The organism is Amycolatopsis ponsaeliensis (assembly GCF_030182635.1).
GTDB classification, from domain to species: Bacteria; Actinomycetota; Actinomycetes; order Mycobacteriales; family Pseudonocardiaceae; genus Amycolatopsis; species Amycolatopsis ponsaeliensis.
On the sequence record NZ_JAPZLD010000003.1, the window covers coordinates 1 to 25,261 of the forward strand.

At 71.0% G+C, this 25,261-nt stretch carries 22 protein-coding genes; 11 read left to right on the forward strand and 11 right to left on the reverse strand.

Annotated elements, in window-relative coordinates; all coding sequences use genetic code 11:
• Window positions 1-109 precede the first annotated feature (109 nt).
• Window positions 110-1,384: a diguanylate cyclase gene (locus QQ657_RS05255; protein ID WP_284740911.1), complete on the reverse strand. Its 1,275-nt coding sequence runs from the start codon at window positions 1,382-1,384 to the stop codon at window positions 110-112.
• Between the two features lie 209 nt (window positions 1,385-1,593).
• Here QQ657_RS05255 and QQ657_RS05260 point away from each other — a divergent pair, with 209 nt between their 5' ends.
• Entirely contained in the window at window positions 1,594-1,878 is a 285-nt protein-coding gene (locus QQ657_RS05260; protein WP_284740912.1) for a hypothetical protein, read from the forward strand.
• Window positions 1,879-1,908: 30 nt separating this feature from the next.
• On the opposite strand, the gene QQ657_RS05265 is transcribed toward QQ657_RS05260, so the two are convergent.
• The 3 genes from QQ657_RS05265 to araD form a co-directional block, all read right to left on the reverse strand.
• Entirely contained in the window at window positions 1,909-3,108 is a 1,200-nt protein-coding gene (locus QQ657_RS05265) for an MFS transporter (RefSeq protein WP_284740913.1), read from the reverse strand.
• 51 nt (window positions 3,109-3,159) lie between these two features.
• Window positions 3,160-4,959, reverse strand: coding sequence for a VanW family protein (locus QQ657_RS05270; protein ID WP_284740914.1), 1,800 nt, complete (start codon window positions 4,957-4,959; stop codon window positions 3,160-3,162).
• Between the two features lie 129 nt (window positions 4,960-5,088).
• Window positions 5,089-6,801 (reverse strand): L-arabinonate dehydratase, encoded by a 1,713-nt coding sequence (gene araD, locus QQ657_RS05275; RefSeq protein WP_284740915.1) that lies wholly within the window; start codon window positions 6,799-6,801, stop codon window positions 5,089-5,091.
• Window positions 6,802-6,877: 76 nt separating this feature from the next.
• Between araD and QQ657_RS05280 the strand changes: the two genes are divergently transcribed.
• Genes QQ657_RS05280 through QQ657_RS05290 form a run of 3 tightly spaced genes read left to right on the forward strand, consistent with a single transcriptional unit; the run spans window position 6,878 to window position 9,012 of the window.
• On the forward strand, window positions 6,878-7,531 hold the full coding sequence (locus QQ657_RS05280) for a GntR family transcriptional regulator (protein ID WP_284740916.1): 654 nt from the start codon (window positions 6,878-6,880) through the stop codon (window positions 7,529-7,531).
• Window positions 7,528-8,019 carry a metallophosphoesterase family protein gene (locus tag QQ657_RS05285; protein WP_284740917.1) on the forward strand — a complete coding sequence of 164 codons (492 nt, stop codon included), beginning with the start codon at window positions 7,528-7,530 and terminating at the stop codon, window positions 8,017-8,019. Before QQ657_RS05280 ends, QQ657_RS05285 begins: the two co-directional genes overlap by 4 nt.
• A 9-nt stretch (window positions 8,020-8,028) precedes the next feature.
• Window positions 8,029-9,012, forward strand: a complete 984-nt coding sequence (locus QQ657_RS05290) for a PHP domain-containing protein (protein ID WP_284740918.1) — start codon at window positions 8,029-8,031, stop codon at window positions 9,010-9,012.
• Here the strand turns inward: QQ657_RS05290 and QQ657_RS05295 are convergent.
• The 3 genes from QQ657_RS05295 to QQ657_RS05305 form a co-directional block, all read right to left on the reverse strand.
• Window positions 8,978-9,559, reverse strand: a complete 582-nt coding sequence (locus tag QQ657_RS05295; RefSeq protein ID WP_284740919.1) for a L,D-transpeptidase family protein — start codon at window positions 9,557-9,559, stop codon at window positions 8,978-8,980. The genes QQ657_RS05290 and QQ657_RS05295 overlap by 35 nt on opposite strands.
• On the reverse strand, window positions 9,559-10,404 hold the full coding sequence (locus QQ657_RS05300; RefSeq protein ID WP_284740920.1) for a chitosanase: 846 nt from the start codon (window positions 10,402-10,404) through the stop codon (window positions 9,559-9,561). The genes QQ657_RS05295 and QQ657_RS05300 overlap by 1 nt, the downstream gene beginning before the upstream one ends.
• 264 nt (window positions 10,405-10,668) lie before the next feature.
• Window positions 10,669-11,259, reverse strand: a complete 591-nt coding sequence (locus QQ657_RS05305; protein ID WP_284740921.1) for a TetR/AcrR family transcriptional regulator — start codon at window positions 11,257-11,259, stop codon at window positions 10,669-10,671.
• 66 nt (window positions 11,260-11,325) lie between these two features.
• Here QQ657_RS05305 and QQ657_RS05310 point away from each other — a divergent pair, with 66 nt between their 5' ends.
• On the forward strand, window positions 11,326-12,789 hold the full coding sequence (locus QQ657_RS05310; protein WP_284740922.1) for a flavin-containing monooxygenase: 1,464 nt from the start codon (window positions 11,326-11,328) through the stop codon (window positions 12,787-12,789).
• Between the two features lie 25 nt (window positions 12,790-12,814).
• Here QQ657_RS05310 and QQ657_RS05315 read toward each other — a convergent pair whose 3' ends face one another.
• Both QQ657_RS05315 and QQ657_RS05320 read right to left on the reverse strand, forming a co-directional pair.
• Window positions 12,815-13,975 (reverse strand): saccharopine dehydrogenase family protein, encoded by a 1,161-nt coding sequence (locus QQ657_RS05315; protein WP_284740923.1) that lies wholly within the window; start codon window positions 13,973-13,975, stop codon window positions 12,815-12,817.
• A 201-nt stretch (window positions 13,976-14,176) separates the two neighbouring features.
• Window positions 14,177-14,812, reverse strand: coding sequence for a GOLPH3/VPS74 family protein (locus QQ657_RS05320; protein WP_284740924.1), 636 nt, complete (start codon window positions 14,810-14,812; stop codon window positions 14,177-14,179).
• 175 nt (window positions 14,813-14,987) lie between these two features.
• Between QQ657_RS05320 and QQ657_RS05325 the strand changes: the two genes are divergently transcribed.
• The 5 genes from QQ657_RS05325 to hrpA all read left to right on the forward strand — a co-directional run bounded on the left by QQ657_RS05325 (window position 14,988) and on the right by hrpA (window position 22,271).
• Window positions 14,988-16,451 (forward strand): APC family permease, encoded by a 1,464-nt coding sequence (locus tag QQ657_RS05325; protein WP_284740925.1) that lies wholly within the window; start codon window positions 14,988-14,990, stop codon window positions 16,449-16,451.
• Window positions 16,448-16,582 (forward strand): hypothetical protein, encoded by a 135-nt coding sequence (locus QQ657_RS05330; protein ID WP_284740926.1) that lies wholly within the window; start codon window positions 16,448-16,450, stop codon window positions 16,580-16,582. Before QQ657_RS05325 ends, QQ657_RS05330 begins: the two co-directional genes overlap by 4 nt.
• A gap of 48 nt (window positions 16,583-16,630) precedes the next feature.
• Window positions 16,631-17,794, forward strand: a complete 1,164-nt coding sequence (locus QQ657_RS05335; RefSeq protein ID WP_284740927.1) for a lactate 2-monooxygenase — start codon at window positions 16,631-16,633, stop codon at window positions 17,792-17,794.
• Between the two features lie 116 nt (window positions 17,795-17,910).
• Window positions 17,911-18,261, forward strand: a complete 351-nt coding sequence (locus QQ657_RS05340) for a hypothetical protein (protein ID WP_284740928.1) — start codon at window positions 17,911-17,913, stop codon at window positions 18,259-18,261.
• 167 nt (window positions 18,262-18,428) lie between these two features.
• Entirely contained in the window at window positions 18,429-22,271 is a 3,843-nt protein-coding gene (hrpA, locus tag QQ657_RS05345; RefSeq protein WP_434056723.1) for an ATP-dependent RNA helicase HrpA, read from the forward strand.
• 2 nt (window positions 22,272-22,273) lie between these two features.
• Here the strand turns inward: hrpA and QQ657_RS05350 are convergent, their stop codons facing one another.
• The gene (locus QQ657_RS05350; RefSeq protein WP_284740930.1) at window positions 22,274-22,762 is read right to left on the reverse strand and encodes a hypothetical protein; all 489 of its coding nucleotides are present in this window, start codon (window positions 22,760-22,762) and stop codon (window positions 22,274-22,276) included.
• A gap of 148 nt (window positions 22,763-22,910) precedes the next feature.
• On the opposite strand from QQ657_RS05350, the gene QQ657_RS05355 reads away from it, so the two are divergent.
• Window positions 22,911-24,692, forward strand: coding sequence for a sialidase family protein (locus QQ657_RS05355; RefSeq protein ID WP_284740931.1), 1,782 nt, complete (start codon window positions 22,911-22,913; stop codon window positions 24,690-24,692).
• An 84-nt stretch (window positions 24,693-24,776) separates the two neighbouring features.
• Here the strand turns inward: QQ657_RS05355 and QQ657_RS05360 are convergent, their stop codons facing one another.
• Window positions 24,777-25,175 (reverse strand): hypothetical protein, encoded by a 399-nt coding sequence (locus QQ657_RS05360; protein WP_284740932.1) that lies wholly within the window; start codon window positions 25,173-25,175, stop codon window positions 24,777-24,779.
• Window positions 25,176-25,261: the final 86 nt, after the last annotated feature.

The window sequence follows — 25,261 nt, forward strand, 5'->3', positions numbered from 1 at the left end:
GGCGCCCCCCCCCCCCCCGCCCCGCCCCCCCCCCCCGCCCGGGCCTCTCCCGCCCACCCCCCCCCCCCCGCCCCGCCCCCCCGCGCCCCCCCCCCCCCCCCCCCCCACTTCAGAGGACGTCGGGGATCTCCGGGCGGGACAGCTCGGTGCGGGTGTCGGCCAGCACGACCCGGTCGCGGCCCGCCGCCTTCGCCTCGAACACCGCGTCGTCCGCGGCCTGCAGCAGGATCGTGTACTCCGTCGCCGTTTCCGGGTACACCGCCGCGCCGATCGACGCCGTCAGGCCGTCGATCACCTCGGGCTTGCCCGGGCGGATCACCGGGACCGGCACCTCGATCCGGGCGATCGCCGCGCGGATGCGGTCCGCGATGGACACGATCTCCGCGCTCGTCGCGCCCGGGAGCAGCACCACGAACTCGTCGCCGCCGAACCGGCCGACGTAGTCGCCGCCGCGCACCGAACCCTGGATCGCCGCCGCGATCGCGCGCAGGACCTCGTCGCCCGCCAGGTGGCCGTTGCCGTCGTCGATGGCCTTGAAATGGTCGAGGTCGATCATCAGCACGCCCGCGGTCGACGACAGCTCCGCCGCGCGGGCCAGTTCGTTGCGCGCCAGCTGGACCCAGAACTCCGGCGCGAGCAGTGCGGTCTTGGAGTCCGTGCGCGCGGCGGCCTGGAACTGCGGCAGCAGCAGGCCGATGTGCAGCGCCACCGGGGTCACCATGAGCACCGGCAGCAGCCACGGCCGGACCGTCATCACCAGCGCGATCCCGCAGCCGACGCCGACCGCGGCCAACACGATCAGCACGTCCGACGGGTTCCCGAACGCCTGCCGCGGCGGCTTTCCCGGGTTGCTCATCAGGATCGCGAGGATGACCAGTACGTAGTTGAGTCCGAAGTAGACGATCCCGGCCAGCAGCAGTGCGGTCATCCCGCCGAAACCGTCCAGGTACGGCACGTACGGCGCCACGTGCCCGGTGCCGGCCGACAGCACGGCACCCGCCGCGAAACAAGCGAGGATGACGGTGGCCCCGGAGAACACTTTCCGGTGAATCACGCCCCGTCGCTTGTAGACGCGCACCCACGCGTGGGCGTAGCTGACCACGATCACGAGTGTGGCCAACGGCGGCGGCAGCAGGAGCAGGCCGGCGAAGATCCAGATCGACTGCAGGTGCATGTGCGGCCGGCCGTCGGCGGCGAGCTCGCGGATGCGCTCGATGCGTTGTGCCGCTTCGAGGTGCACGATCTCGCCGGCCAGGATCAGGCCGCACCAGAGGAGGGACTGGGTGGTGACCGGCACGAGCGCGGTCGTGGCGACGACCGCGACCAGCGCCAGCGCGTCGACGATGAGGACGTAGCCGAACACCGGAGCGGTCAGCTTCCACATCGCCCACGTTCGGATACCTGATCGTGGACGTTCTGAGCTGGGCTTTCGCCCTTGGGACCCGGACAATCCCACGAAACGCCCTTCTTGTCAGGACGGAACCCCTTCGCGGAAATCGTCACTGTAATCGAATGAACGCGGTGTGTCACTAGGCTGGTCGGGCTACCGTCCGGTCACGCACCGTGCAAGATCCCACCCGAACAGGAGAAATCATGTCGCACTTCCTGCCCAACGCCAACATCGTCCCGTCCCGGCGTCGCGCGCAGCGGCCGACCGACTGGACGCGGCAGCTCCCCACCGACTGGACCCGGTCGATCCCGACGGACTGGACCCCGCGGCAGCTGCCGACCGACTGGACCGCGCGCGAACTGCCCACCGACTGGACCGTCCGCGAGCTGCCGACCGATTGGACCCGCCCCGGCGTCTCGTCACCGCTGCCGCAGTGCCCGACCGACTGGACCCCGCGGCAGATCCCGACCGACTGGACGCGGTCCTGACCAGTTCCCGGTGACCGGCGACCCCGCCGGTCACCGGGGTTCCGGTTGCGCACGCCGCCACAACGTCGCCGCGCCGAGGGCGGCCACCACGCCGATCGCCCCGGCCCCGGCGACGACCCCGTGCGGCGCCGCGCGTTCGGCCGCCAGCCCGGCCAGCACTACGCCCAGCCCCTGCGACACCCGCAACGCCGTCAACGCGAAACCGAACGCCTGCGCGCGCTGGGTGTCCGGGGTCAGCTGGACGAACGTCGTGTTGGCGATGAGGTTGTACGAACTGGCCACTCCGGACAGCGTCAGCAGCGCCAGGGTGGCCCCGAGGTCCGGCCGCAGCGCGCACCCCAGCAACGCCGCGCACGCCAGCACCGCCAGCGGCCCGAGCAGCCGGCCGCGCCGATCGGCGGGGATCCGCGACAACGCGGCCATCCCGATCACGTTCCCCAGCGCGTACGCCCCGAGCAGCAGCCCGACGACCACCGCGCCGCCGCCGAGTTCCGCCGCGTACGGTGCCGCGATCGCCTCGCCCGCGATGTAGATCCCCGACACGCACCCCAGCGCGACCAGCGCGAGCCGGCGCCGGTCGCCGGCCACGACCGTGAACCCGGCTCGGACGTGCTGCCACCAGCGGACGCCCGAGGACTCCCGCGGCGGCCGGGACCGGACGCCGGTGACCAGGAACAGTGCCGAGGCCGCGAAGCTCGCCGCGTCCGCGAGCAGGGCGCCGCCGGTGCCGATGGCCGCGACCAGCAGCCCGCCCAGCGCGAACCCGGCGACCTGGCCGGCCTGGACGAGCATCATCAGCAGGCCCATCCCGGGCACGAACGTCTCACCCGGCAGCACCTGCGGCAGCAGCGCCGCGCGCGCGGAGTTCCACACCGGGTTGAACAGCTGGACGCCGATCAGCAGCGCCGCGACCGCCGGCAGCGGCAGGCCCGGCAGCGCCATCACGGCGACCGCCAGCGCGCGCACGACGTCGGACAGGACCATCACCGCGCGCGGCGGGTGGCGGTCGGCCAGCCCGGACAGCAGCGGCCCGCCCACGAGGTCCGGCAGGAACGTCAGCGCGTACGTCAGCGCCGCCCAGCCCGGCGAGTTCGTCCGGTCGTAGACCAGGATCGACAGCGCGACCCGGGCCAGCTGGTCACCGGTGACCGAGACGAGCTGGGCGGAGAACAGCGCCCGGAACTCGGCCACCGCCAGGACGTCCCGGAACCCCACCGCACGCGCCGCCATGGGCACCCACGGTACCGCCGCGGACGCGGTGGGTGAACGGCCGTTAGGAGGTCACTGGCCTTCGCCGCAGGTGATTTTCGGCTGCGGGTTGTAGCGGACGTTGCGGGTCGAGCGGCTGACCTCGCGCCCGGTCGCGGCGTCCTTGAGCACGCGGGTGTCGCTCGTGGTGAACCCCGGCGCGCCGTTGGACGCGTGGCAGTTCTCCGCCGGGCCCGGCTTGGTCGGCGGGTCGGTCGGGTTGGACCGGCCGCCCTGGATCGACTCGACGGTGTAGCGCTTGGTGCCCCACAGCTTCACGGTGATCGACGACGGCGACCAGATCGTCTGGATCGCGATGCCGGTCGCCGAGTCGTTGGTGAACTTGATGTCGATGACGCTGGCGCCGTTGGGGTTCTGGAACACCGTCGCCTCGCGCGCGGCGGGGTAGCGGCTGATGTAGTAGCTGTGCTCCTTGTGCCCCGCGTCCTTCATGCCCGAGAAGTACGACGCGTTGTACAGCGTCGTCGCGAACTGCGAGATGCCGCCGCCGACCTCGCGCGCCGGGGCGCCGTTCTCGATCACGCCGGCCTCGACGTAGCCCTGCGGCTTGCCGCGCGGACCGGTGAACCCGTTGAGGCTGAAGGTTTCCCCGGGCTTGACGATCGCGCCGTTCACCTTCTGGGCCACCACGCGGATGTTGGTGCCGGAGTCGGCCGCGAAGCCGCCGGTGGTGAACTCGCCGACGACCTCCTTGACGCCCAGCTGGTTCGCCTGCTCGGTGGTCACCTTCGCCGGGCTGTCCTTGTAGATCGCGGCCACCTCGCGGCCGTCGCTCTTCTTGAGGACGTCGGGCAGCGGCTTGAGGCTCGGGTCCCAGTCGATGGTCCGGCCGTCGGTGGACGGGTCGACCGTCGGCTTGCCGCCCTCGAAGACGATGGTCGCCTCCTTGCCCTCCTTCTCGGTGGACTTCAGCTGCGGCCCGGCGGCTTCGGCGATCTTCGCGTTGTCAATCTTGGGGGTGAGGCCGCCGCCGTCGGCGGGCTCGAAGGTGAGCGCCGCGGCGATCGCGTCCGGCTTCACGGTGGCGCTCTTGCCGTCGCCCTTGACCACCAGCGGACCCGAGACGGCGGGCTTCGCGAACTGCTCCAGCGCGGCCTGGACGCCTTCGGGGGTGGTGCGGACGGGCGTGCTGGTGACCGGCAGCGCCAGGGTCTCCCCGCGCGCCCACTTCTCGACGACGGCGGCCTTCGCGGCCTCCACGTCGAGCTTCTGCCCGGGCTTCGGCGCGACGGCGACGGGGTTCGTGCCCTCGAACTTCACGGTGCCCTCGGCCGGTTCGCGGTCGACTTCGCCGCGGAGGCTGTCGAGGGCGGCGGCGAGCTTGGTGCCGTCGGCGTGGCTGACGACGCCGACCTCGCGGCTGGAGAACAGCGACGCGAGCCGCGTGAACGGGTTCAGCGGCTGCTCGCCGGCCTGGTCGAGGGTCTGCGGCCAGTCGAGCTTCAGCCCGGCGATGGTGGGTGACAGCGAGCCCTGGACGTCGCCGGCCGTCACGGCCAGCGGACGGGTGAGCCGCGGCTCGATCTGCCCGCGCAGCTCCTGCTCGGCGGCCTGGCGGTCCATCCCGCCGACGTCGATCCCGGCGACGGTCACCCCGCGCGGGACGCTGCCCTGGCTGACCAGCAGGTCGATGCCGTAGATCGCGACGAGCACGGCGAAGGCGCCGCCGGCGATCAGGCCGGTCTTGCGCAGGTTGATCCGCCGGGCGAGCTTCTGTGCCGGGGTGAGAGCCGGATCCGGCTCGGGCCGGACGACCGGCAGGACGTCCGTCTGTTCACCGTGTGACTCGGGCCAGCGCGGTTCGTACGGCAACTCTCCACCCCTTCAACGCGGCACCGGATCGCGCCGGTGACGACGTCAGCGTACGGGGCACCCGGACAAGCCGTACGACTCGCCCTAACGGGGGATGAACCGGTCACGGTCCGGCCACCGGACGGGTCCTCAGCGGGCGTCGGGTTCGGGATTCGCGCCCGCTCGGGCCAGGAAGTCGAAGTCACAGCCTTCGTCGGCCTGTGTGATGTGTTCGCTGTAGAGCGCGCCGTAACCGCGCTCGAACCGGGGCGGCGGCGCCACCCACGACTCCCGGCGCCGCGTCAGCTCCTCATCGGACACCTCGAGCCGCAGGACCCGCGAAGGAACGTCCAAGGTGATCAGGTCGCCGTCGCGGACCAGCGCCAGCGGGCCGCCGACGTGCGACTCCGGCGCCACGTGCAGCACGCACGCGCCGTAGCTGGTGCCGCTCATCCGCGCGTCGGAGATCCGGACCATGTCGCGGACCCCGGCTTCGAGCAGGTGCGAAGGGATCGGCAGCATCCCGTACTCGGGCATGCCGGGGCCGCCGAGCGGCCCGGAGCCGCGCAGCACCAGCACCGAGTCCGCCGTGATGGACGGGTCGTCGATCCGCTTCTTGAGGTCCGGGTAGTCCTCGAACACCACGGCCGGCCCGGTGTGCGTGAGCAGGTGCGGTTCGGCGGCGATGTGCTTGATCACCGCGCCCGACGGCGCCAGGTTGCCGTGCAGCACCGCGACCCCGCCCTCGGCGGCCAGCGGGTTGCCGCGCGGCCGGATGACGTCGTCGTTGTGCACCTTCGCCACCTCGAGGTCGGCACCGAGCGTGCGGCCGGTGACGGTGGGGCGGTCGAGGTGCAGCAGGTCGGTCAGCCGCGACAGCAGCCCGGGCAGGCCGCCCGCGTAGTAGAAGTCCTCCATCAGCCAGGCACCGCCCGGGCGGATGTTCGCCAGCACCGGCACGCGCCGCGCGAGCGCGTCGAAATCGGCCAGCGAGACCGGGATCCCGCTGCGCCCGGCCATCGCGATCAGGTGGATCACGGCGTTGGTCGACCCGCCCAGCGCCAGCACCGTGGTGATCGCGTCGGCGTAGGCCCGCTTGTCCAGGACCTGCGTGATCGTCAGGTCCTCCCAGACCATGCCGACGATCCGCGCGCCGCTCGCCGCGGCCATCCGGTGGTGGGCCGAGTCGACGGCGGGGATCGACGCGGCGCCCGGCAGCGTCATGCCGAGGACTTCGGCGGCCGACGTCATCGTCGACGCCGTCCCCATCGTCATGCAGTGCCCGGGCGACCGCGCGAGGCCGCGCTCCAGTTCGGACATTTCGGCGTCGCCGATCAGCCCGGCGCGCTTGTCGTCCCAGTACTTCCACATGTCGGTGCCGCTGCCGAGGACCTCGTTGCGCCAGTGCCCGCGCAGCATCGGCCCGGCCGGCACGAAGATCGCGGGCAGCCCGGCGCTCGCCGCGCCCATCAGCAGCGCCGGCGTGGTCTTGTCGCAGCCGCCCATCAGGACGGCGCCGTCGATCGGGTAGGACCGCAGGATCTCCTCGGTCTCCATCGCGAGGAGGTTGCGGTAGAGCATCGGCGTCGGCTTCTGGTACGTCTCCGAGAGCGTGGCCACCGGGAACTCCAGCGGGAAGCCGCCGGCCTGCCAGACGCCGCGTTTGACCTGCTCGGCGCGTTCGCGCAGGTGCATGTGGCACGGGTTGATGTCCGACCACGTGTTGAGGATGCCGATCACGGGTTTGCCGAGGTGCTCTTCCGGGTTGTAGCCGAGCTGGCGGCTACGGGCGCGGTGGCTGAAGTTGCGCAGTTCGTCGCCGCCGAACCACCGGTGGCTGCGGAGCTCCTCGGGTGCTTTCATGCGATCCAGTATGGCATCTGATATATGATCTCGTGGGCCTGGTTGAATGGACTTCGACACGATGTGAGGGAGCACCATGACGGGGACGTTCAGCCTGCCCGCCTCCCGGACCGAAGTGGTCCTGGAGGAGATCCGCCGCGGCATCCTCACCCGCGAGCTGGTGCCCGGCCAGCCGCTCGTCGAAGCGGAGCTGGCCGCGCGGCTCGGCGTGTCGAAGACGCCGGTGCGCGAGGCGCTCAAGGTGCTCTCCAACTCGGGCCTGGTGACGTTCAGCCCGTACAAGGGCGCCTCGGTGGTCCTGGTCGACGCCGAGCTCGCGAAGTCCGTCTACGACGTGCGGATGGTTCTGGAGCCGGAGGCCGTCCGCCGGACCGTCGAGCAGCACGACACCGCCCTGCTCGACGACGCGGCGGAGGCGCTCAAGGAGGCCTCGACGGCCATCGCGGACAAGGACCAGGCCGCGCTGAGCCTGCTCAACCGCCGCTTCCACCGCGCCCTCTACCGCGGCTGCGGCAACCCCCTGCTGATCAGCATCCTCGACGACCTCAAGGACCGCGCGGCGCTCATCAGCGTCGTCGGCTGGGAGGCCAACCCCAGCTGGAAGAAGGAGTGGACCGAGCACAAGGCCGTCCTCGCGGCGGCCAAGAAGGGCGACGCCGGCGGCGCGGCCGCCCTGCTGCGCGACCACATCGGCGGGTTCCTGGAACGGGTCCTCAAGGCCATCGGATGAGGCTGCTGCTCATCTCGGACACCCACGCCCGCGCGTTGCCGGCGCAGGTGTGGGACGAGGTGACCGCGGCCGACGTCGTCGTGCACGCGGGCGACTGGGTCGAGACCGGCCTGCTGGACGAGCTGGAAGTGCGCGGCAAGCGGCTGATCGGCGTCTACGGCAACAACGACGGCGCCGACCTGCGGGCGCGGCTGCCGGAGATCGCGCGGGCGGACCTCGACGGCGTGCGCCTGGCCGTGATCCACGAGACCGGCGCGAAGCAGGGCCGCGAGCAGCGGTGCGACGCGCAGTTCCCCGACACCGACGTGCTGGTCTTCGGGCACAGCCACATCCCCTGGGACACGACGACGCCGGCCGGCCTGCGGCTGCTCAACCCGGGGTCGCCGACCGACCGCCGCCGCCAGCCGTTCTGCACCTACCAGACGGCCCGGATCTCGCAAGGTGCGCTGGTGGACGTCGAGCTGCACGAACTGCCCCCGAGGGGGTAGACAGGTCCCATGGATCCGGCATGGGCCTTGCGGGAGATCGCGTTCCAGCTCGAACGCGCGGGAGAGCCGACCTACCGCGTCCGCGCGTTCCGGAACGCGGCCGCGACCGTCGACAAGACCGACGCCGAGCAGCTGAAGCAGATGGCCGAGAACGGCACGCTGACCTCGATGCCCGGCATCGGCAAGGCCACCGCGGGCGTCATCGAGGACGCGCTGGCCGGCCGCGACCCGGCGTACCGGGGGAAGATCGTCGAGAAGGAGCTGCCGTCCGGCGAACCGCTGCGCTCGGCGTTGCGCGGCGACTGCCACACGCACTCCGACTGGTCGGACGGCGGCAGCTCGATCGGCGAGATGGCCGTCGCGGGACGGGAGCTGGGCCACGACTGGATGGTGCTGACCGACCACTCGCCGCGCCTGACCGTCGCGAACGGGCTCTCGCCGGACCGGCTGCGGACGCAGATGCAGATCGTCGCCAAGGCCAACGAGCTGATGGCGCCGTTCCGGCTGCTGCAGGGCATCGAGGTCGACATCCTCGACGACGGCTCCCTCGACCAGGAAGAAGACCTGCTGGGGGAGCTGGACTTCGTCGTCGCGAGCGTGCACTCGAAGCTGCGGATGCCGGCGCGGGACATGACCCGGCGGATGCTCGCCGCGGTGCGGAACCCGCACGTCCGCGTGCTGGGGCACTGCACCGGACGGCTGGTCGTCGGGAAAGGCCGGCCGCAGTCGGAGTTCGACGCCGAGGCGGTGTTCACCGCGTGCCGCGAGAACGGCGTCGCGGTGGAGATCAACTCGCGCCCGGAACGGCTCGACCCGCCGATGAAGCTGCTGCGCCTGGCCGCGGAGATCGGCTGCGAGTTCGCCATCGACAGCGACGCGCACGCGCCGGGCCAGCTCGACTGGCAGGGCTACGGCTGCGAGCGCGCGATCCAGGCGGGCATCGGGCCGGAGCGGATCATCAACACCCGGACGGTGGAGGAACTGCTCGGCTGATCTCGATGACGGGGTGTTTCGCCGGATCGAGCCAGCGCAATAGGACTTCGAGGTCGGGCTTCGGGATCGCGACGCAGCCCGCGGTCGGCCTGCCGTCGGTGACGTGCAGGAAGAACGCCGAGCCGGCGCCGGGGACCACGGGGTCGCGGTTGTAGCCGATGACGACGGCGTGGGCGTAGGCCGGGCCCGCCGCGCCGAGGTTCTCCCCGGCCGTCTCGTCGAACGGGCACGTGCCGGGAGCACCGGAGAAGTGCGTGTTGTAGCAAGGGGAATCGACGTCGGACACCCACCAGTCGGCGGTGGTGACCCGGCGGTAGGGCAGCCGGGTCCGCGCCGGCTCGGTGCCGAACGCCTCGGTCAGCGGCCACACGCCGGCCGGGGTGTGCGCGGTCGACTCACTGGCCCGGCCGACGCCGTCGCGCCCGATCCACGCGGGGATCGGGCCGAGCACGCGGATCCGGCCGGTCGTGGTGCGTTCCCAGGCCGTGAGGACGGCGGTGGCCGCCGTCGCTTCGCTCGCGACGACGGCCACCACCTGTCGGGTCATCAGTTGATTGTGTAGGAGTCCCCGTAGACCTTCCACTTCAGCGGGGTGTGCAGGTCGAAGTTGCCCGCGTTGAGGAACACCAGCTGCTCGGTGTCGACGCGGGAGGTGTCGGCGTGCGCCTCCTCCTGCTTCATGATGACCTTGCGGGCGTCGAAGAACGCCTTGAGGTAGGCCGTCTCGTCGCCGCCCTGGGCCGGCGTCTTCGCCTTCTTCATCGCGGACTTGCGGATGCCGCCGAAGCTGTCGGAGCTGTCGCCGGGGCCGTGCATGACGATGGCGTCGTAGTAGGCGAACTGGCCGAGGTTGCTCAGGCCGTCCGACTTGCCCTGGCTCACCGCGGGGTTGAAGTACACGCGGTCGCGCTCGCTGTTCTGGGCGTTCTGGAACTCCGTGGTGGCCGCGGCCTGCTTCCACGCGCTCTCGAACGCCGAACCGAGCCCGCTGTGCGAGTCGGTGCCGTTCACCTTGCGCAGCGCGGGAAGGTACTTGGCGAGCGGGTTGTTCGGGACCGAGTTCGTGTACGCCTCGACGAGCTCGAGCATGTCGCCGGTGCCGGAGCAGAACCCGATGATGCCCGCGGTGTAGCCGCGGCCGTCACCGATGTCCTCGATGTACTTGTACTGCGCCTTCCAGTCCAGCGAGGAGTTTTCCGCGCTGGAGACCAGCTTCATCGCGATCTCCTTCTTCGCCGCGACCGAAAGGTCGCCGGTGGCGAGCACGGACGCGCTGCTCGCGGCCAGCGGAGCGGGTGCTGCCGAGGAGAGTGCGGGAGTGGTGATCACGAGGGCGGCGATCGAGGCCGCGCCGAGCGTGCCGATGAGGACCGGCCGCAACTTCTTGCTCATGGGGAAAGCCTTTCCGCGGGTCGGCCGTGGGGGAGCACGGCTTTTTGGCATGGCGGACGAGGCCCGGAATTCGGCGGCCTTTCGGACGTCGCCTTCAGGGCTTCGGGTGGTGCTGCGGCGTAGCGCCACGGTAGCGAAGGGTGAGGGGCTTCACAAGAGGCGGAAGATGTTCACGTTCCTGAACTGCGTGTTTCCGTCCTCAAAGGACTCGGATTCGGCAATTAGGTAAATCCGGGAACGGAAAACAGACGATTTCGCGCGGGGTCAGCGGCCGCCGGCGAACAGGCGGATGACGTCGGGCAGGACGTTGACCGGGATCGTCGGGTCGATCGCGCGCTGGACGCCGAGGCCGATGCCGAGGCTCAGCAACGCCGTCGCGGCCTCGTCGGCCGGCATCGGGAGCGTGATCCCGAACCGCTCGGCGTACCCGGTGAGCAGGCCCGCGATCGTGTCGCGGATGGCCTTGTCCCGCGCGGCCAGCTCGGCCCGCACGTGCGGGTTGCGCCGGGCGTTCGTGGCGAACTCGACTTCCAGGGCGGTCCACGCCTCGTCGCCGATGCTGTGCTCGGCCCAGGTCTGCAGCGCCGCCAGCAGCCCGTCCATCCCCTCGGCGCCGACGAGCGCACCGGCGACCAGCGCGACCTGCTCGTCGTGGATCCGGTCGAGCACCGCGAGGCAGAGCTCGTCCTTGTTGCGGAAGTTCGAGTACACCGCGCCCTTCGAGTACCCGGCTTCGTCCGCGACCTTCTCCAGCGACGTCACCGAGTAGCCGTCACGCAGGAAGAGCTGCTTGGCGGTCTCGATGAGCTGTTCGCGGGTGCGCGCCTGGCTTTCCGCGCGGGTGAGTCGGGCCATGGGATCACTCTAGCCAGGTCCGGAATTGGAGTACCGCTGGTATTGAGATACTGCTAGTCTCCGAAAATGGAACAACGCCACTTCGCGGTCCTCGTCGTCGGTGCCGGGGCGTCCGGGCTGGGTGCGGCCATCCGGCTGGGCCAGGCGGGTGTCGACGACCTCGCCGTGCTGGAGAAGGCCGATGCGCTCGGCGGGACCTGGCGCGACAACACCTATCCGGGCTGCGCCTGCGACGTCCCGTCCGCGCTGTACTCGTACTCGTTCGCGCCGAACCCGGGGTGGACGCGGGCGTTCGCCGGGCAGGCCGAGATCCGCGCGTACCTGGCGGACACCGCGTCGCGGTTCGGGGTCACGTCGAAGATCCGCTACGGCGTCGAAGTGACGCGGGCGCAGTGGAACGGTTCGGTGTGGGAACTGGAGACGACCCGGGGTCCGTACACCGCGCGGATCCTGGTCGCCGGCACCGGGCCGTGGCACGAGCCGCTGATCCCGGACCTGCCGGGGCTCGCCGGCTTCCCGGGCGAGGTCTTCCACTCCGCGCGCTGGAACCACGGCTACGACCTGGCGGGCAAGCGAGTCGCGGTGATCGGCACCGGCGCGTCGGCGGTCCAGTTCGTCCCGCGCATCGCGGGGGAAGTGGCGCGGCTGCACCTGTTCCAGCGCACGGCGCAGTGGGTCCTGCCGAAGCCGGACCATCACGTCCCCGGCGTCGAGCGGCTCCTGCTGCGGCGGTTCCCGGCGCTGCAGCGGGCGTTGCGCGGTGCCGAGTACGGGGCGATGGAGACGCTCGGGTTCGGGTTCCGGCACCCGTGGCTGCTGCGGCAGGTGCAGAAGATCGGGCTCGCGCACCTCCGGCTGGCCGTGCGCGACCCGGTGCTGCGCCGCACATTGACCCCGGACTACACGCTCGGCTGCAAGCGCCTCCTGATGTCGAACACCTACTACCCGTCGTTGACCCGGTCCCATGTGGACGTCCACCCGACGGCGGTGCGGTCCGTGGACGGCAGCCGGGTGCTCGGTGCGGACGGGTCGGTGTCCGAAGTGGACGCGATCATCTTCGGCACCGGCTTCCACATCCTCGACATGCCGGTGTCCGCCCGCGTCTTCGACGGCGACGGCCGCAGTCTCGACGACCACTGGAAGGGCAGCCCCCAGGCGTACGCGGGGACGACGGTGGCCGGGTTCCCGAACCTGTACCTGCTGCTGGGCCCGAGCCTGGGCACCGGGCACTCGTCGGCGTTCATGATCCTGGAGGCCCAGCTGCGCCACACGGTGGCGGCGGTGACCCGGACGCTGCGTTCCGGCTGGGCGTCGGTGTCGGTGCGGGCCTCGGTCCAGGACGCGTTCAACGCGGAGGTCCAGGCCGCCCTGCCGGGGACGGTGTACCAGTCGGGCGGGTGTTCGAGCTACTACACGGATGTCAACGGGCGCAACAGTTTCAGCTGGCCGTTTTCGACGGGACGGTTGCGGTCGCTGGTGGGTTCGTTCGACGAGGCGGACTACGAGGTCGTGAGTGGGAAACAGGGTTAGAACACTGTTTCCCGCTCACGACCGATCAGAGCGTCGCGAACCGCAGGCCCGCTTTGGTGAGCCGGTCGATCAGCGCGTCGCCCATCGCGGTTGCCGTGGTCACCTGGCCCGTCGTTTCCGGGAGGTCGTCCGTCGCGAGGCACAACGCCGATTCCGCGAGCATCTTCGCCGTTTCGTCGTAGCCGGGATCGCCGCCGGACACCTCCGTCACGACCCGCGAGCCGCCGCCTTCGCCGATGAACCGCACCGAGAACCACGACCGGGCGCGACGCTCGGGGCTCGGGCCGTCGCCGGGTGCCAGCAGGCGCGAAAGCCCGCGCCGCGCGGGCGGCACCTGGGCCGCCGCGAACAGCGCGCCGACGCCGAGCGCGCCGCCGGCCAGCACCGGCAGGTGCTTGACCGCGGCGAAGTGCCGGTAGGTGAAGTCCGGCCCGTAGCGCTCGGACGCGGCCGCCGACCGGCGGACGATCTCGGGGTCGATCGTGGGCAGCGGCACCGCCCACCAGCCCGCGTCGGCGACCCGGTGCGGCCGGCCGAACGGCGCCCGTGAGAACCGCCCGGCGGGCCGCGGTTCGGCGGCCGCGCGCTCCTTCGCGACCCGCGCCCCGGCCGGCAGCCGGGACATGATGGTCAGCGCGCTGAGGAACGTCCCGCCCGAGGGCATCCCGCTGGCCCGGACGTAGCCGTCGATCTTCAGCGGCACGCCTTCCGGCAGCTGCTTCACGGTGAAGTACGCGCCGAGGTCGTGCGGGATCGAGTCGAACCCGCAGGCGTGCACCAGCCGCGCGCCGGTCTCGCGGGCCCGCCGGTCGTGCGCGAGATACATCCGGTCGACGAACTCGGGCTCGCCGGTCAGGTCGACGTAGTCGGTGCCGGCCGCGGCGCACGCGGCCACCAGCGGTTCGCCCTGCGTCAGGTACGGCCCGACGGTGGTGACGACCACTTTCGCCGATTCGGCGACGGCCCGCAGCGACGCCGGGTCCCCGGAGTCGGCGACGAGCAGGTCCAGCCCGGCGAACCGGTCGTCGATCCCGGCGAGCCGCGCCCGGACGGCTTCCAGCTTGCCGCGGTTGCGGCCGGCCAGGGCCCAGCGCAGGTCCGCGGGCGCGTGGCGGGCCAGGTACTCGGCCGTCAGCCCACCGGTGAACCCGGTGGCGCCGAACAGGACCACGTCGTGCGCGCGCATGTCTCCTCCAGTGGACGTCGACGGCGGACGCGCCCAGGTTACCCGCGAGTCACATCCGGCCGCCGACCCAGACGACAGTGGCCGCGCGGGCCACTCCGGGTCACCTCAGGGCTCCGGCAAACGTCTTGAATGAGTCATTCAGGACCTCGCACGCCCTGAATGACTCATTCAAGACACCCGCCGCGGCCGCCATCCCGCGGGTCACTTCCGGTCGCCGGTGTAGACGACGGCCGCCGCCACCGCGGCCACCCCGGCGACCACGTCCGAGATGCGGCGCGGCAGGCCGTGGTGGGTGTCCTCCATCCACGCCCGCACGTGCGCCCGGCCGAGCTCCGGCTCGCACAGGTCGTCGACCCCCGCCGTCCAGGCCAGCAGCGCCAAGCACGCCGCGTGCGGGTCAGGCCGGTCGACGCCGAACACCGCTGCCCGCGCCTTGCTGCGCGCCGCCATCGACACGAGCAGGTCCTCCGGTGGGTAGCGGTGGCGCCGCCGCAGGAGCATTGGCGTCTGCCGGACGAGCCCGAGCGCGACGAGGTTCCCGGCCGCGACCGACGGCAGTTCCCCGCGCAGGTGGTTCACCCAGTCGCGCACGCTGTGCGTCCCCGTTTCCGAGACGATTTCGGAAAACACGTGATCGGCGGTCGGAATACCCGCGGGCCGTTCCGCGATCGCGCGGACCTTCCGGTTCTCGACCGTGATCCGGTCGGTGAAGAGCAGGTCGCACAGCGCCGCGCCGGCGAGGCCGATGCCCAGCGACGTCCGGCTGAGCGACGGGCGCCCGGTGAACTCGTCGTGCCCGAGGAAGAAGAAGGAATCGACCAGGGTGAGCCGGCGCATGACGGAAAAGGGCCCCCTGGGCGGTCGCGGTGAGGATCCCGAAGATAGCGGTCCGGCTTCGCGACGCTTTCGGTGCCATCACGTTTTACCCCGAACGGACGTACCGCCGTCCCGTGCGCACCCCCTACTCTGGGGCGCCGCGCCCAAGATCACCTACGGGCGCGGGGGAAGGTTCATGGGTACCCAGTCACCGCGGCGCGGCCTCGGGAAGCGGCGGCTCGGCGCCGTCCAGATCGTCTTCTTCGTCGTCGCGGCGGCCGGTCCGCTGTACGCGATCGCCGGCGGGGTCTCGGCGACCTACTCGGTGACCGGCAGCATCGGCGTGCCGTTGTCGTTCGTGCTGCTGGCCCCGGTGCTCGCGCTGTTCGCCGTCGGGTACGCCGCGATGAGCCGGTACGTCACGAACGCCGGCGCCTTCTACCCCTATGTGGCGCACGGGATCGGGCGCTCCGCGGGCACCGCCGTCGCCTACGTCACGGTGCTCGCCTACAGCTCCATCCAGACCGGGGTCTTCGGCCTGTTCGGCCTTTCCGTGTCCACCTGGCTGAACACGAAGTTCGGCTGGGACCTGCCGTGGTGGCCGGTGGCGCTGCTGATGGTGCTGGTCGTCGGCGTGGGCGGCGTGCTCCGGATCGATCTCGACGCGAAGGTGCTCGGCGTGGCGCTGGGCCTCGAGGTCGCGGTACTCGCCGTCCTGGACTTCGCGCTGTTCAGCCACCCGGCCGGGGGCTCGGTTTCGTTCACCCCGCTCACGCCGTCGAGCCTTTTCACGGCCGGGGCCGGCGCCGTTTTCGCGTTCTCCATCGCGGTTTTCCTCGGCTTCGAAGGCGCCGCGACCTACGGCGAGGAGTGCCGCGACCCGCGCCGGACGGTCGGCCGCGCGACGTACATCGCGATCGGGCTGACCGCCGTCCTCTACATCGTCTCCTCGCTCGGGATGGCGGTCGCGACCGGTCCGGACCACATCGTCGAACGCGCCGTGGCCGAGGGCCCGGGCCTGCTGTTCGGGCTCGGCGGCCGGTACGTCGGCACGGCGTTCGCCGACACGGCGTACGTGCTCTTCCTGACCAGCCAGTGCGCCGCCCTGCTGAGCCTCCACAACGCCGTCGCGCGGTACTTCTTCGCGGTGGGCCGGGAAGGGCTGCTGCCGGAGGGCTTCAGCCGCACCAGCAAGCGCACCGGCGCGCCGATCGGCGGCTCGCTGGCCCAGACCGCGATCGGCATCGTCGTCGTCGCGATCTTCGCGCTGGCCGGGCGCGACCCGTTCACCGACCTGTTCACCTGGACCGGCGTCACCGCCTCTACGGGCGTCACGATCATCATGATCGCGGTTTCGCTGTCGGTCATCGGGTTCTTCCGCCGCCGCCCCGGGCAGGAGACGTGGTGGCGGCGCGCGGGCGCGCCCGCGCTCGCGGCGGTGACGCTGACCGCGGTCCTGGTGCTGATCATCGTCGACTTCGACGTCCTGCTCGGCTCGGCGGGCTCGAACCCGCTGCTGCGCTGGGGCCTGCCGGGGCTGCTGATGCTCGCCGGGCTGGCCGGTTTCCTGCGGGCCGAGGCGCTGCGCACCCGGCGTCCGGACGTCTACGCGGGGATCGGCGGCCCGTTGCGCGAGGGCGAGCTCGTGGAGACGCGATGAGCGACGTCCGCGCCGCGGATCCGTCCGAAGTGGACATCGTCATCGGGATCGGCCGCCGCGCCGTCTCGCACCCCGCGTTCCACCCGCCCGACGGGCCGCCGGTGCAGCCGATGCGGCGTCCCCCGGCCTGAGCCGTTACCGGCGGGTACAGTGCGCGTTCGAACGCGAGGAGGAAGCCCGTGACCGAACGCTTCGGCAGCTACCAGAACGAGCTCTACCTGCAGGGACTCGGTGGGGTGCTGCCGCCGTGCTCGACCGACGCGACGAAGCTCGAAGCATCGGCCCGTGAGGTCATGGCGCCCGGCCCGTTCTCCTACGTCGCGGGCTCGGCCGGCTCCGGCGCGACCGCCCGCGCCAACCGCGAGGCGTTCGACCGCTGGCGCGTCGTGCCGCGGATGCTCACCGGCGCCACCGACCGCGACCTCTCGACCACCGTGCTCGGCACCCGGCTGGCCGCGCCGGTGGCCGTCGCGCCGGTCGGCGTCCAGTCGATCGTCCACCCTGACGCCGAGTCCGCGACCGCCCGCGCCGCCGCCTCGACGGGGCTCCCGTTCATCCTGTCCACGGCCTCGTCCACCGGCATCGAAGACGTCGCCGAGGCCAACGGCGACGGCCCGCGCTGGTTCCAGCTGTACTGGCCCGGCGACCCGGACGTCTGCGCGAGCCTGCTGGCCCGGGCGAAGGCGGCCGGCTACACGGCGCTGGTCGTCACGCTCGACACGTGGACACTGGCCTGGCGACCGTCCGACCTGGACCAGTCGTACCTGCCGTTCCTGCAGGGCGAAGGGCTCGCCGTCCCGTTCACCGACCCGGTGTTCCTGTCCCGGCTGGAGAAGACGCCGGAGGAGGACCGCGGCACGGCGATCCTGACCTGGATCGGCATGATCACCGGCACCGACCGGACGTGGGACCAGCTGCCGTTCCTGCGCGAGCACTGGGACGGCCCGATCGTCCTCAAGGGCATCCAGCACGTCGCCGACGCGCGCCGCGCGGCCGAGGCCGGGATGGACGGCATCGTCGTGTCGAACCACGGCGGCCGCCAGGTCGACGGCGCGATCGGCGCCCTGGAAGCACTGCCCGGGATCGTCGCGGCGGTCGGCGACCGCCTGGAGGTGCTCTTCGACTCGGGCGTCCGCACCGGCGCGGACGTGCTGAAGGCGATCGCGCTGGGCGCGCGGGCGGTGCTGGTGGGCCGCCCGTGGGTGTACGGGCTGGCGCACGCGGGCGAGGACGGCGTCCGCCACGTGCTGCGCAGCTTGCTGGCCGACTTCGACCTGACCATGGGACTTTCCGGCCACCGCACCCTCGCCGACCTGGGCCCGGACTCGCTCCAGCGGACGTGAGATAACAAAACGGGAAAACCGGGGACAGCTCGGGAACCGGCGGCTACTGTTCGAGTCCCATTGCGGGCCGTCGGGGCGGCCGGCTCCTGTTTCCCTTTTCCCGTTGGGGGTTTTCCATGTCTTCGATCATGATGCGCATCGGCATCCTGTTCGCCGTCCTCGGCTTCGGTTCGCTCGTGCTGGAGCAGTTCGACTACGAGTTCCGGCTGCTGTCCTGGGCCACCGACATGCAGCCCGGCTTCGGCATCGTGCTCGGCCTGGTCGGCGTCGCGCTGATCGGCGGCTCGGTGGCGATGAACCGCGCGAAGTCCGCTCCGCAGCCGCAGCAGCAGTTCGCCCAGCAGCCGCCGGCGCCGGGCGGGCAGTTCCCGGGCCAGCAGCAGCCCTACCCCGGCCAGCCGCAGCAGTTCCAGGGCCAGCCGCCGGCGCAGCAGCAGTACCCGCAGCAGCCCGGCCAGCCCGGCTGAATCCGGCTCCGAAGGCCTCCGCACCCCCGGTGCGGAGGCCTTTCGCGTGCGCCCGGTCACGCGGCGGGGATATTGAGAGGCCCGCGTCGTCACGCACGGCTATCCTCGGACCAAGAATGTCCACGCCATCCCTCTCCGAAGCGCTGCGTGCGCGCCTGCCCGAGCTGATGCCGCGCGACGAGCACCGGCTGCGCCGGCGGCTCGACGGCGCCCGCAAAGCCCGTGATCGCGACGCCGCCCTCGCGCAGATCTCCGCCGACATCGACAAGGCCGAGCTGCGCCTCGCGTCGCGCCGCGAAAGCGTGCCCAAGATCGAGTACCCCGAAGAGCTGCCGGTCAGCAAGCTCAAGGACGAGATCGGCGCGGCGATCGACAAGCACCAGGTCGTGATCGTCGCGGGGGAGACCGGCTCGGGCAAGACCACCCAGCTGCCGAAGATCTGCCTCGAGCTCGGCCGCGGCATCCGCGGCCAGATCGGCCACACGCAGCCGCGGCGGCTGGCCGCCCGCACGGTCGCCGACCGGATCGCGAGCGAGCTGAAGACCGAGCTGGGCGACGCCGTCGGCTACAAGGTCCGGTTCACCGACCAGTCCGGGCAGGACACGCTGGTCAAGCTGATGACCGACGGCATCCTGCTGGCCGAGATCCAGACCGACCGCTCGCTGCGCCAGTACGACACGCTGATCATCGACGAGGCCCACGAGCGCAGCCTCAACATCGACTTCATCCTCGGCTACCTCAAGCAGCTGCTGCCGCGCCGTCCCGACCTCAAGGTGATCATCACCTCGGCGACGATCGACCCCGAGCGGTTCTCGAAGCACTTCGACGACGCGCCGATCGTCGAGGTCTCCGGCCGGACGTACCCGGTCGAGACGCGCTATCGGCCGCTCGTCGACCCTGACGATCCCGAGGGCGACGACGAGCGCGACCAGACCCAAGGCATCCTCGAAGCCGTCGAGGAGCTGTGCGCCGAGGGCCCGGGCGACGTCCTGGTGTTCCTCTCCGGCGAACGCGAGATCCGCGACACCGCGGACGTGCTGAACCGCGCCGACCTGCGGAACACCGAGGTCCTGCCGCTCTACGCGCGGCTGTCGGCGGCCGACCAGCACCGCGTGTTCCAGCAGCACACCGGACGCCGGGTGGTGCTCGCGACCAACGTCGCCGAGACGTCGCTGACCGTGCCGGGCATCAAGTACGTCGTCGACCCGGGCACCGCGCGCATCTCGCGCTACAGCCACCGCACCAAGGTGCAGCGGCTGCCGATCGAACCGGTGTCGCAGGCGTCGGCGAACCAGCGCAAGGGCCGCTGCGGCCGGACGTCGGACGGCATCTGCATCCGGCTCTACTCCGAAGAGGACTTCGAGGCGCGGCCCGAGTTCACCGACCCGGAGATCCTGCGGACCAACCTCGCGTCGGTCATCCTGCAGATGACGTCGCTGGGGCTGGGCGACATCGCGGCGTTCCCGTTCGTCGAGCCGCCGGACCGCCGCCAGGTCACCGACGGCGTCGGGCTGCTGCAGGAGCTGGGCGCGTTCGACAGCGCGGCGGCCAATTCGCCGGACCGGCGGCTCACCGACATCGGCCGCAAGCTCGCGCAGCTGCCCGTCGACCCGCGGATGGGCCGGATGGTGCTGGAGGCCGCGAAGAACGGCTGCGTCCGCGAGGTCATGATCATCGCGGCGGCACTGTCCATCCAGGACCCACGGGAGCGGCCGGCGGAGAAGCAGCAGGCGGCCGACCAGCAGCACGCGCGGTTCGCCGACCCGACGTCGGACTTCCTCGCCTACCTCAACCTCTGGGAGTACGTCGCCGAGCAGCAGAAGGCGTTGTCCGGCAACCAGTTCCGCCGCATGTGCCGCACCGAGTACCTGAACTACCTGCGCCTGCGCGAGTGGCAGGACATCTTCAGCCAGCTGCGGCAGCTGGCGAAGCCGCTGGGCATCTCGCTGAACACGAACACGACCCCGGCCGACCCGCAGCGCGTGCACACGTCCCTGATCGCCGGGCTGCTCTCGCACATCGGGCTCAAGGACCCGGCCAAGGGCGACTACCTGGGCGCGCGCGGCGCCCGGTTCGGCATCTTCCCGGGATCGGCGCTGTTCAAGAAGCAGCCGCGGTTCGTGATGTCGGCCGAGCTGGTCGAGACGTCGCGGCTGTGGGCGCGGGTGAACGCCCGGATCGAGCCCGAGTGGGTCGAGCCGCTGGCCGGGCACGTCGTCAAGCGGAACTACTCCGAGCCGCACTGGGAACGCAAGCAGGGCGCGGTGATGGCGACGGAACGGGTGACGCTGTACGGCGTCCCGCTGGTCGCCGACCGCCGCGTCAACTACGGCCGGATCGACCCGGAGATGTCGCGGGCGCTGTTCATCCGGCACGCGCTGGTCGAGGGCGACTGGCAGACGCGCCACCACTTCTTCGCCGAGAACCGGGCGCTGCTGGAGGAGGTCGAGGACCTCGAGAACCGCGCGCGGCGCCGCGACATCCTGGTCGACGACCAGACGCTGTACGAGTTCTACGACGCCCGCGTCCCGGCTGACGTCGTCTCGGTGCGCCACTTCGACACGTGGTGGAAGAAGACGCGCCACGCGCAGCCGGACCTGCTCTCGTTCGAGAAGTCCATGCTCATCAACGAGACCGCGGGCGGCGTCCGCGAGGGCGACTACCCCGACTCGTGGACGCAGGGCACGCAGGTCTTCACGCTGACCTACCAGTTCGAGCCGGGCGCGGACGCGGACGGCGTCACCGTGCACGTCCCGCTGCCGGTGCTGAACCAGGTGACGCCGGACGGGTTCGACTGGCAGGTGCCGGGGCTGCGCGCGGAACTGGTGACGCAGCTGATCAAGTCGCTGCCGAAGGCGGTGCGCCGCAACTTCGTCCCGGCGCCGGACACCGCCCGGGACGTCCTTTCGCGAGTGTCCCCTTCGGACGGTCCGCTGCTGGAGGTGCTCGGCCGCGAGCTGCGGGCGTTGCGGGGTGTGATGGTGCCTTATGCGGACTGGGATCTTGCGTCGGTGCCGGACCACCTGAAGATCACGTTCCGGGTGGTCGACGAGCGCGGCAAGCGCGTCGCCGAGGGCAAGGACGTCTCGGCACTGCAGCGGCAGCTGGCGCCGAAGGTCCGGGCGACGATCTCGAAGGCGGCCAACACCCTGGAGAAGGCCGGGCTGACGAAGCCATCGTTCGGTTCGCTGCCGAAGGTGTTCGAGTCGACGCAGCGCGGCCACGACGTCAAGGCGTACCCGGCACTGGTGGACGAGGGTGCGTCGGTGGCGGTGCGCCTGCTGGACACACCGGCCGAGCAGCGCCACGCGATGTGGGCGGGCACGCGCCGGATGCTGCGGCTGAACCTGAACTCGCCGATGAAGTTCATCACGCGGTCGCTGTCGAACTCGTCGAAGCTGGTCCTGAACCGCAACCCGCACGGAAGCGTGGCGGCGCTGCTCGAGGACTGCGTCGACTGCGCGGTGGACGCCCTGATGACGACCGGCGGCGGCCCGGCGTTCGACGAGACGAGCTTCAAGGTCCTGCTGGAGAAGGTCCGCGCGGGCCTGCACCCGGTGGTGCTCGACGTACTGACGGACGTGGAGAAGATCCTCCGTGCGGCGAACGACGTCGAGGTGGCGTTGCCGTCGTCCCGCGGGCCGGCGGAGTCGCTGGCCGACATCCGGGCCCAGCTGTCGGGCTTGGTGTACCCGGGTTTCGTGACGGCGACGGGTGCTTCGCGGCTGCGGAACGTGATCCGGTACCTGCAGGGGATTTCCCGCCGGCTGGAGAAGCTGGCGTCGGAGCCGACCCGCGACCTGCAGCGGACGGCGGACATCGCGTGGATCACCGGGGAGTATCAGGAGGCGCTGGCTTCGCTCCCGCCGGGGACGTCGTCACCGGCATTGGACGAAGTGCGGTGGATGATCGAGGAACTGCGGGTTTCGTTCTTCGCGCAGACGTTGGGGACGGCGCATCCGGTGTCGTTGAAACGGATCACGAAAGCCATCGACGACGCACTGGCCTGAGGTCACTGCAGGAGGGTGAAGATCAGCGCGACGAGACCCGACAGGATGGCGGCGCCCGCCAGGTAGACGGCCCTCGCACGGCGGCTCCCGCTGTAGTCTCCGCGTGCCAGGCCGATCCAGTAGGCTCGCGTCCGGAGCAGAGCCCCTTTTTGGTCGACGTGAGAAGGCTCCTCGCAGGCCACGAAAACCCCGCGAGTCTTGCCCTTGCAGGGCCCGCCCCTGCTTCGTTCGGCGCAGCACCACGTCGGCATAGTGCAGAGGCTGAACCCGGCGAGCAGCCCGGAGGCGACGGCAATGACCGGGAAGAAAATGGCGCTGAGCGGACTGGCGACCCACAATGCGGCAACGGCAATGGCTCCGCCGTATATCTCCGACTCCGCCTGTTTTCGCGTTTTCCCTCGCCCCATGTGAATCAGGTTAGGTCGCTGCTGGCCGGTGCGGGCAGCACCACGTGGATGATTCACCGCCCGGATGTCCGGCGGTGCGGTCACTGTCGGTGCCGGCGCTCGTCGTCCCTGTGGTCAGTGTTTCCAGGCGTGCTCCTGGGGTGGAATGTCCGGCTCCGAACTTCCGTCGGTTGACCGCGTGCGTGCGGGAGTCAAGCCTGGCTGCCGACGCCTCCTGGGAAAGGACCTTCGGATGTCCTTGCGTGTTTCGTCCACCAAACGAAGAATCTTTGCCACGCTCACCGCGCTCGTCCTGCCGCTCGCCGTCGTCCTCGCGCCGGCCGCGCACGCCGCCACCGGGGGCTCGCCGCTTCCCGTGGATCCCCACTCCGGCAAGCACAAGATCGCCGCGGCCGCCGCGGAGCCGCGGCACGATGTGCCGAATCCGCTGCTCAAGGAGCGCTTCGCCGAGGAGGAAGAAGAGGACGGCGACGATCCCGCGCTGTCCGCGCTCTGCCAGACCTACATCGGCAAACCGAACCCCTACCGGCCGCTCGCGCCGAACACCGACGTCATCGCCGGGGACACCATCGTGCCCACCGGCAGCCAGACCGGCTGTAGCACCGCCCAGAACGAGACGACCATCGCCGTCAACCCGGAGAACCCGCGCAACATCGTCGCCGGGTCCAACGACTACCGGCTCTACAACACCCGCGAGGCCCGCAACGACTCCGGCGGCTTCGCCTACACGTCGTTCGACGGCGGCCGGACCTGGGCGAACGTCCAGCTGCCGCACCTCGACTTCCCGACCGGGGCGGCCGCGCCACTGTCCTACATGGACGCCGCGGGTGACCCGGCCGTCGCGTTCGGGCCGCACAACACCGTCTACTACGCGACGCTCGTGTTCAGCCGGGCCGCGGTCCCGGACGACGAGCAGCTCGCCAGCGGCATCGCCGTGTCGGTGTCGCACGACGGCGGCCGCAGCTTCGGCGACCCGGCGATCCTGCACCTCGACGGTGTCACGCCGGCCGGGACGCCCACGCCGACGAACATCTTCAACGACAAGGAGTGGATCGCCGCCGACCCGGTGACGGGGACGGTGTACGTCACCTGGACGCAGTTCACCTACGACGCCGACGGGAACTTCACCGAGTCGCCGATCGTGCTGTCGAAGTCGGGCGACTTCGGGCGGACGTGGTCGCCGATGCGCCGGGTTTCGCCGTCGCTGACCGGCTTCCACGGCGGGATCACGCCGTACGGCAGCGGCTCGAACCCGGTGGTCACCCGGGACGGGACGCTCCAGATCGCCTACGAGACGTCGGTGTGCGCCAGTGCCGCCTGCGATCAGCCCGCCGACCACGACGCGGTGGTCGTGGCGACCTCACGCGACGGCGGTCGCACGTTCCGGCACGCCGAGGTGGGGCTCGACTTCGACTTCCCGGTCGACGATGACGTCGCCAACAACGCGCTGACCGGGGAGAACTTCCGGATCAATAGCTTCCCGCAGCTGACCTACGACCGCGTGACCGACCGGCTCTGGGTGACCTGGGCCGACGACCGCAACGGCACCTACCGCGACGGCGAGTCGGTCAAGACGAACGGCGACGCGTTCCTGAGCGGGTCCGACGGCCGGCACGGCTGGTCGAAGCCGGTGAAGATCGGCACGGGCGCCGACGAGGTGTTCCCCGCCGTCGCGGCGCTCGCCGGCCGCGTCGCGGTCACGTTCTACACCCGTGCCTACGACCCGCGCGGCATCGGGCTCGACTACGCCTACGCCACGGGCTGGGGTGACGGCGTTGGTTCGGCGCCGGTCCGGCGGATCACGACGCAGACGGCGAACCCGCAGGTGCAGTTCGTCTCGACCGGCGCGGTGACCGGCAAGGAACTGCAAGGCGTGTTCATCGGCGACTACACGGCGACGGCGGTCGGCGCCGACTTCCGGCTGCACCCGTGCTGGACCGACTTCCGCGGCAACCCGGGTAAGACGCTGCCGAACCAGGACGTCGGAACGCAGACGCTGTCGATGTTCCCGTAGGTGACTGGCCGGCCGCTCCGAGCAGGGGAGCGGCCGGCACGGTTCACCTGGCGACGGCGAAAAGATCACGACGACGAGCCAGTCTCACTTGGCGATCAAGGTCACGGTCGCCGCGCACGCGGAAACCATTCCGGCAAAGGCGGAGAAGGTCGCGGCTTGCCCGCCGACACTGCCGAACACCCGGCGGCCCAGCTTTCCCCAGTACTGCTGCCGGACAGCCATCTTGACCTTCTGCCATTTGTGCTGGCGCAAATGACAGCCGAGCAGAATGCCGTACGCGTTGTTGCGGCACGGTGCACGGCTGCGGGTTTCGGCGCAGCACCACATCGGCGCCTGGAACAAGGTGTAGAGAACCACCAGCGCCGACAAAATGGCGATCACCCCAGGACCGATCGACGGCAGGAACCACAGCCAGAGCACCGCGGCCAAGAGCAGGTATCCCCACAGGCTTCCCAGCAGCTTTCCGGTCGTTTTCTTCGCCATATGAGCTGAACGTAGTCAGTGTCCTTCGCGGGAAAGCGCTGGTCGGTTGGTTCGCTGCCACTCAACCGGTGGTTCGGCTGACAGGC

Excerpts from the sequence above, each read along its gene's own strand:
- QQ657_RS05295 (WP_284740919.1), bottom strand. The coding sequence starts at position 9,559 with ATGACCCGACAGGTGGTGGCCGTCGTCGCGAGCGAAGCGACGGCGGCC.
- QQ657_RS05360 (WP_284740932.1), bottom strand. The coding sequence starts at position 25,175 with ATGGCGAAGAAAACGACCGGAAAGCTGCTGGGAAGCCTGTGGGGATAC.
- QQ657_RS05255 (WP_284740911.1), bottom strand. The coding sequence starts at position 1,384 with ATGTGGAAGCTGACCGCTCCGGTGTTCGGCTACGTCCTCATCGTCGAC.
- QQ657_RS05340 (WP_284740928.1), top strand. The coding sequence starts at position 17,911 with ATGTCTTCGATCATGATGCGCATCGGCATCCTGTTCGCCGTCCTCGGC.
- QQ657_RS05280 (WP_284740916.1), top strand. The coding sequence starts at position 6,878 with ATGACGGGGACGTTCAGCCTGCCCGCCTCCCGGACCGAAGTGGTCCTG.
- QQ657_RS05300 (WP_284740920.1), bottom strand. The coding sequence starts at position 10,404 with ATGAGCAAGAAGTTGCGGCCGGTCCTCATCGGCACGCTCGGCGCGGCC.
- QQ657_RS05260 (WP_284740912.1), top strand. The coding sequence starts at position 1,594 with ATGTCGCACTTCCTGCCCAACGCCAACATCGTCCCGTCCCGGCGTCGC.
- araD (WP_284740915.1), bottom strand. The coding sequence starts at position 6,801 with ATGAAAGCACCCGAGGAGCTCCGCAGCCACCGGTGGTTCGGCGGCGAC.
- QQ657_RS05285 (WP_284740917.1), top strand. The coding sequence starts at position 7,528 with ATGAGGCTGCTGCTCATCTCGGACACCCACGCCCGCGCGTTGCCGGCG.
- QQ657_RS05330 (WP_284740926.1), top strand. The coding sequence starts at position 16,448 with ATGAGCGACGTCCGCGCCGCGGATCCGTCCGAAGTGGACATCGTCATC.
- QQ657_RS05355 (WP_284740931.1), top strand. The coding sequence starts at position 22,911 with ATGTCCTTGCGTGTTTCGTCCACCAAACGAAGAATCTTTGCCACGCTC.
- QQ657_RS05325 (WP_284740925.1), top strand. The coding sequence starts at position 14,988 with ATGGGTACCCAGTCACCGCGGCGCGGCCTCGGGAAGCGGCGGCTCGGC.
- QQ657_RS05310 (WP_284740922.1), top strand. The coding sequence starts at position 11,326 with ATGGAACAACGCCACTTCGCGGTCCTCGTCGTCGGTGCCGGGGCGTCC.
- QQ657_RS05290 (WP_284740918.1), top strand. The coding sequence starts at position 8,029 with ATGGATCCGGCATGGGCCTTGCGGGAGATCGCGTTCCAGCTCGAACGC.
- QQ657_RS05265 (WP_284740913.1), bottom strand. The coding sequence starts at position 3,108 with ATGGCGGCGCGTGCGGTGGGGTTCCGGGACGTCCTGGCGGTGGCCGAG.
- hrpA (WP_434056723.1), top strand. The coding sequence starts at position 18,429 with ATGCCGCGCGACGAGCACCGGCTGCGCCGGCGGCTCGACGGCGCCCGC.
- QQ657_RS05305 (WP_284740921.1), bottom strand. The coding sequence starts at position 11,259 with ATGGCCCGACTCACCCGCGCGGAAAGCCAGGCGCGCACCCGCGAACAG.
- QQ657_RS05315 (WP_284740923.1), bottom strand. The coding sequence starts at position 13,975 with ATGCGCGCGCACGACGTGGTCCTGTTCGGCGCCACCGGGTTCACCGGT.
- QQ657_RS05320 (WP_284740924.1), bottom strand. The coding sequence starts at position 14,812 with ATGCGCCGGCTCACCCTGGTCGATTCCTTCTTCTTCCTCGGGCACGAC.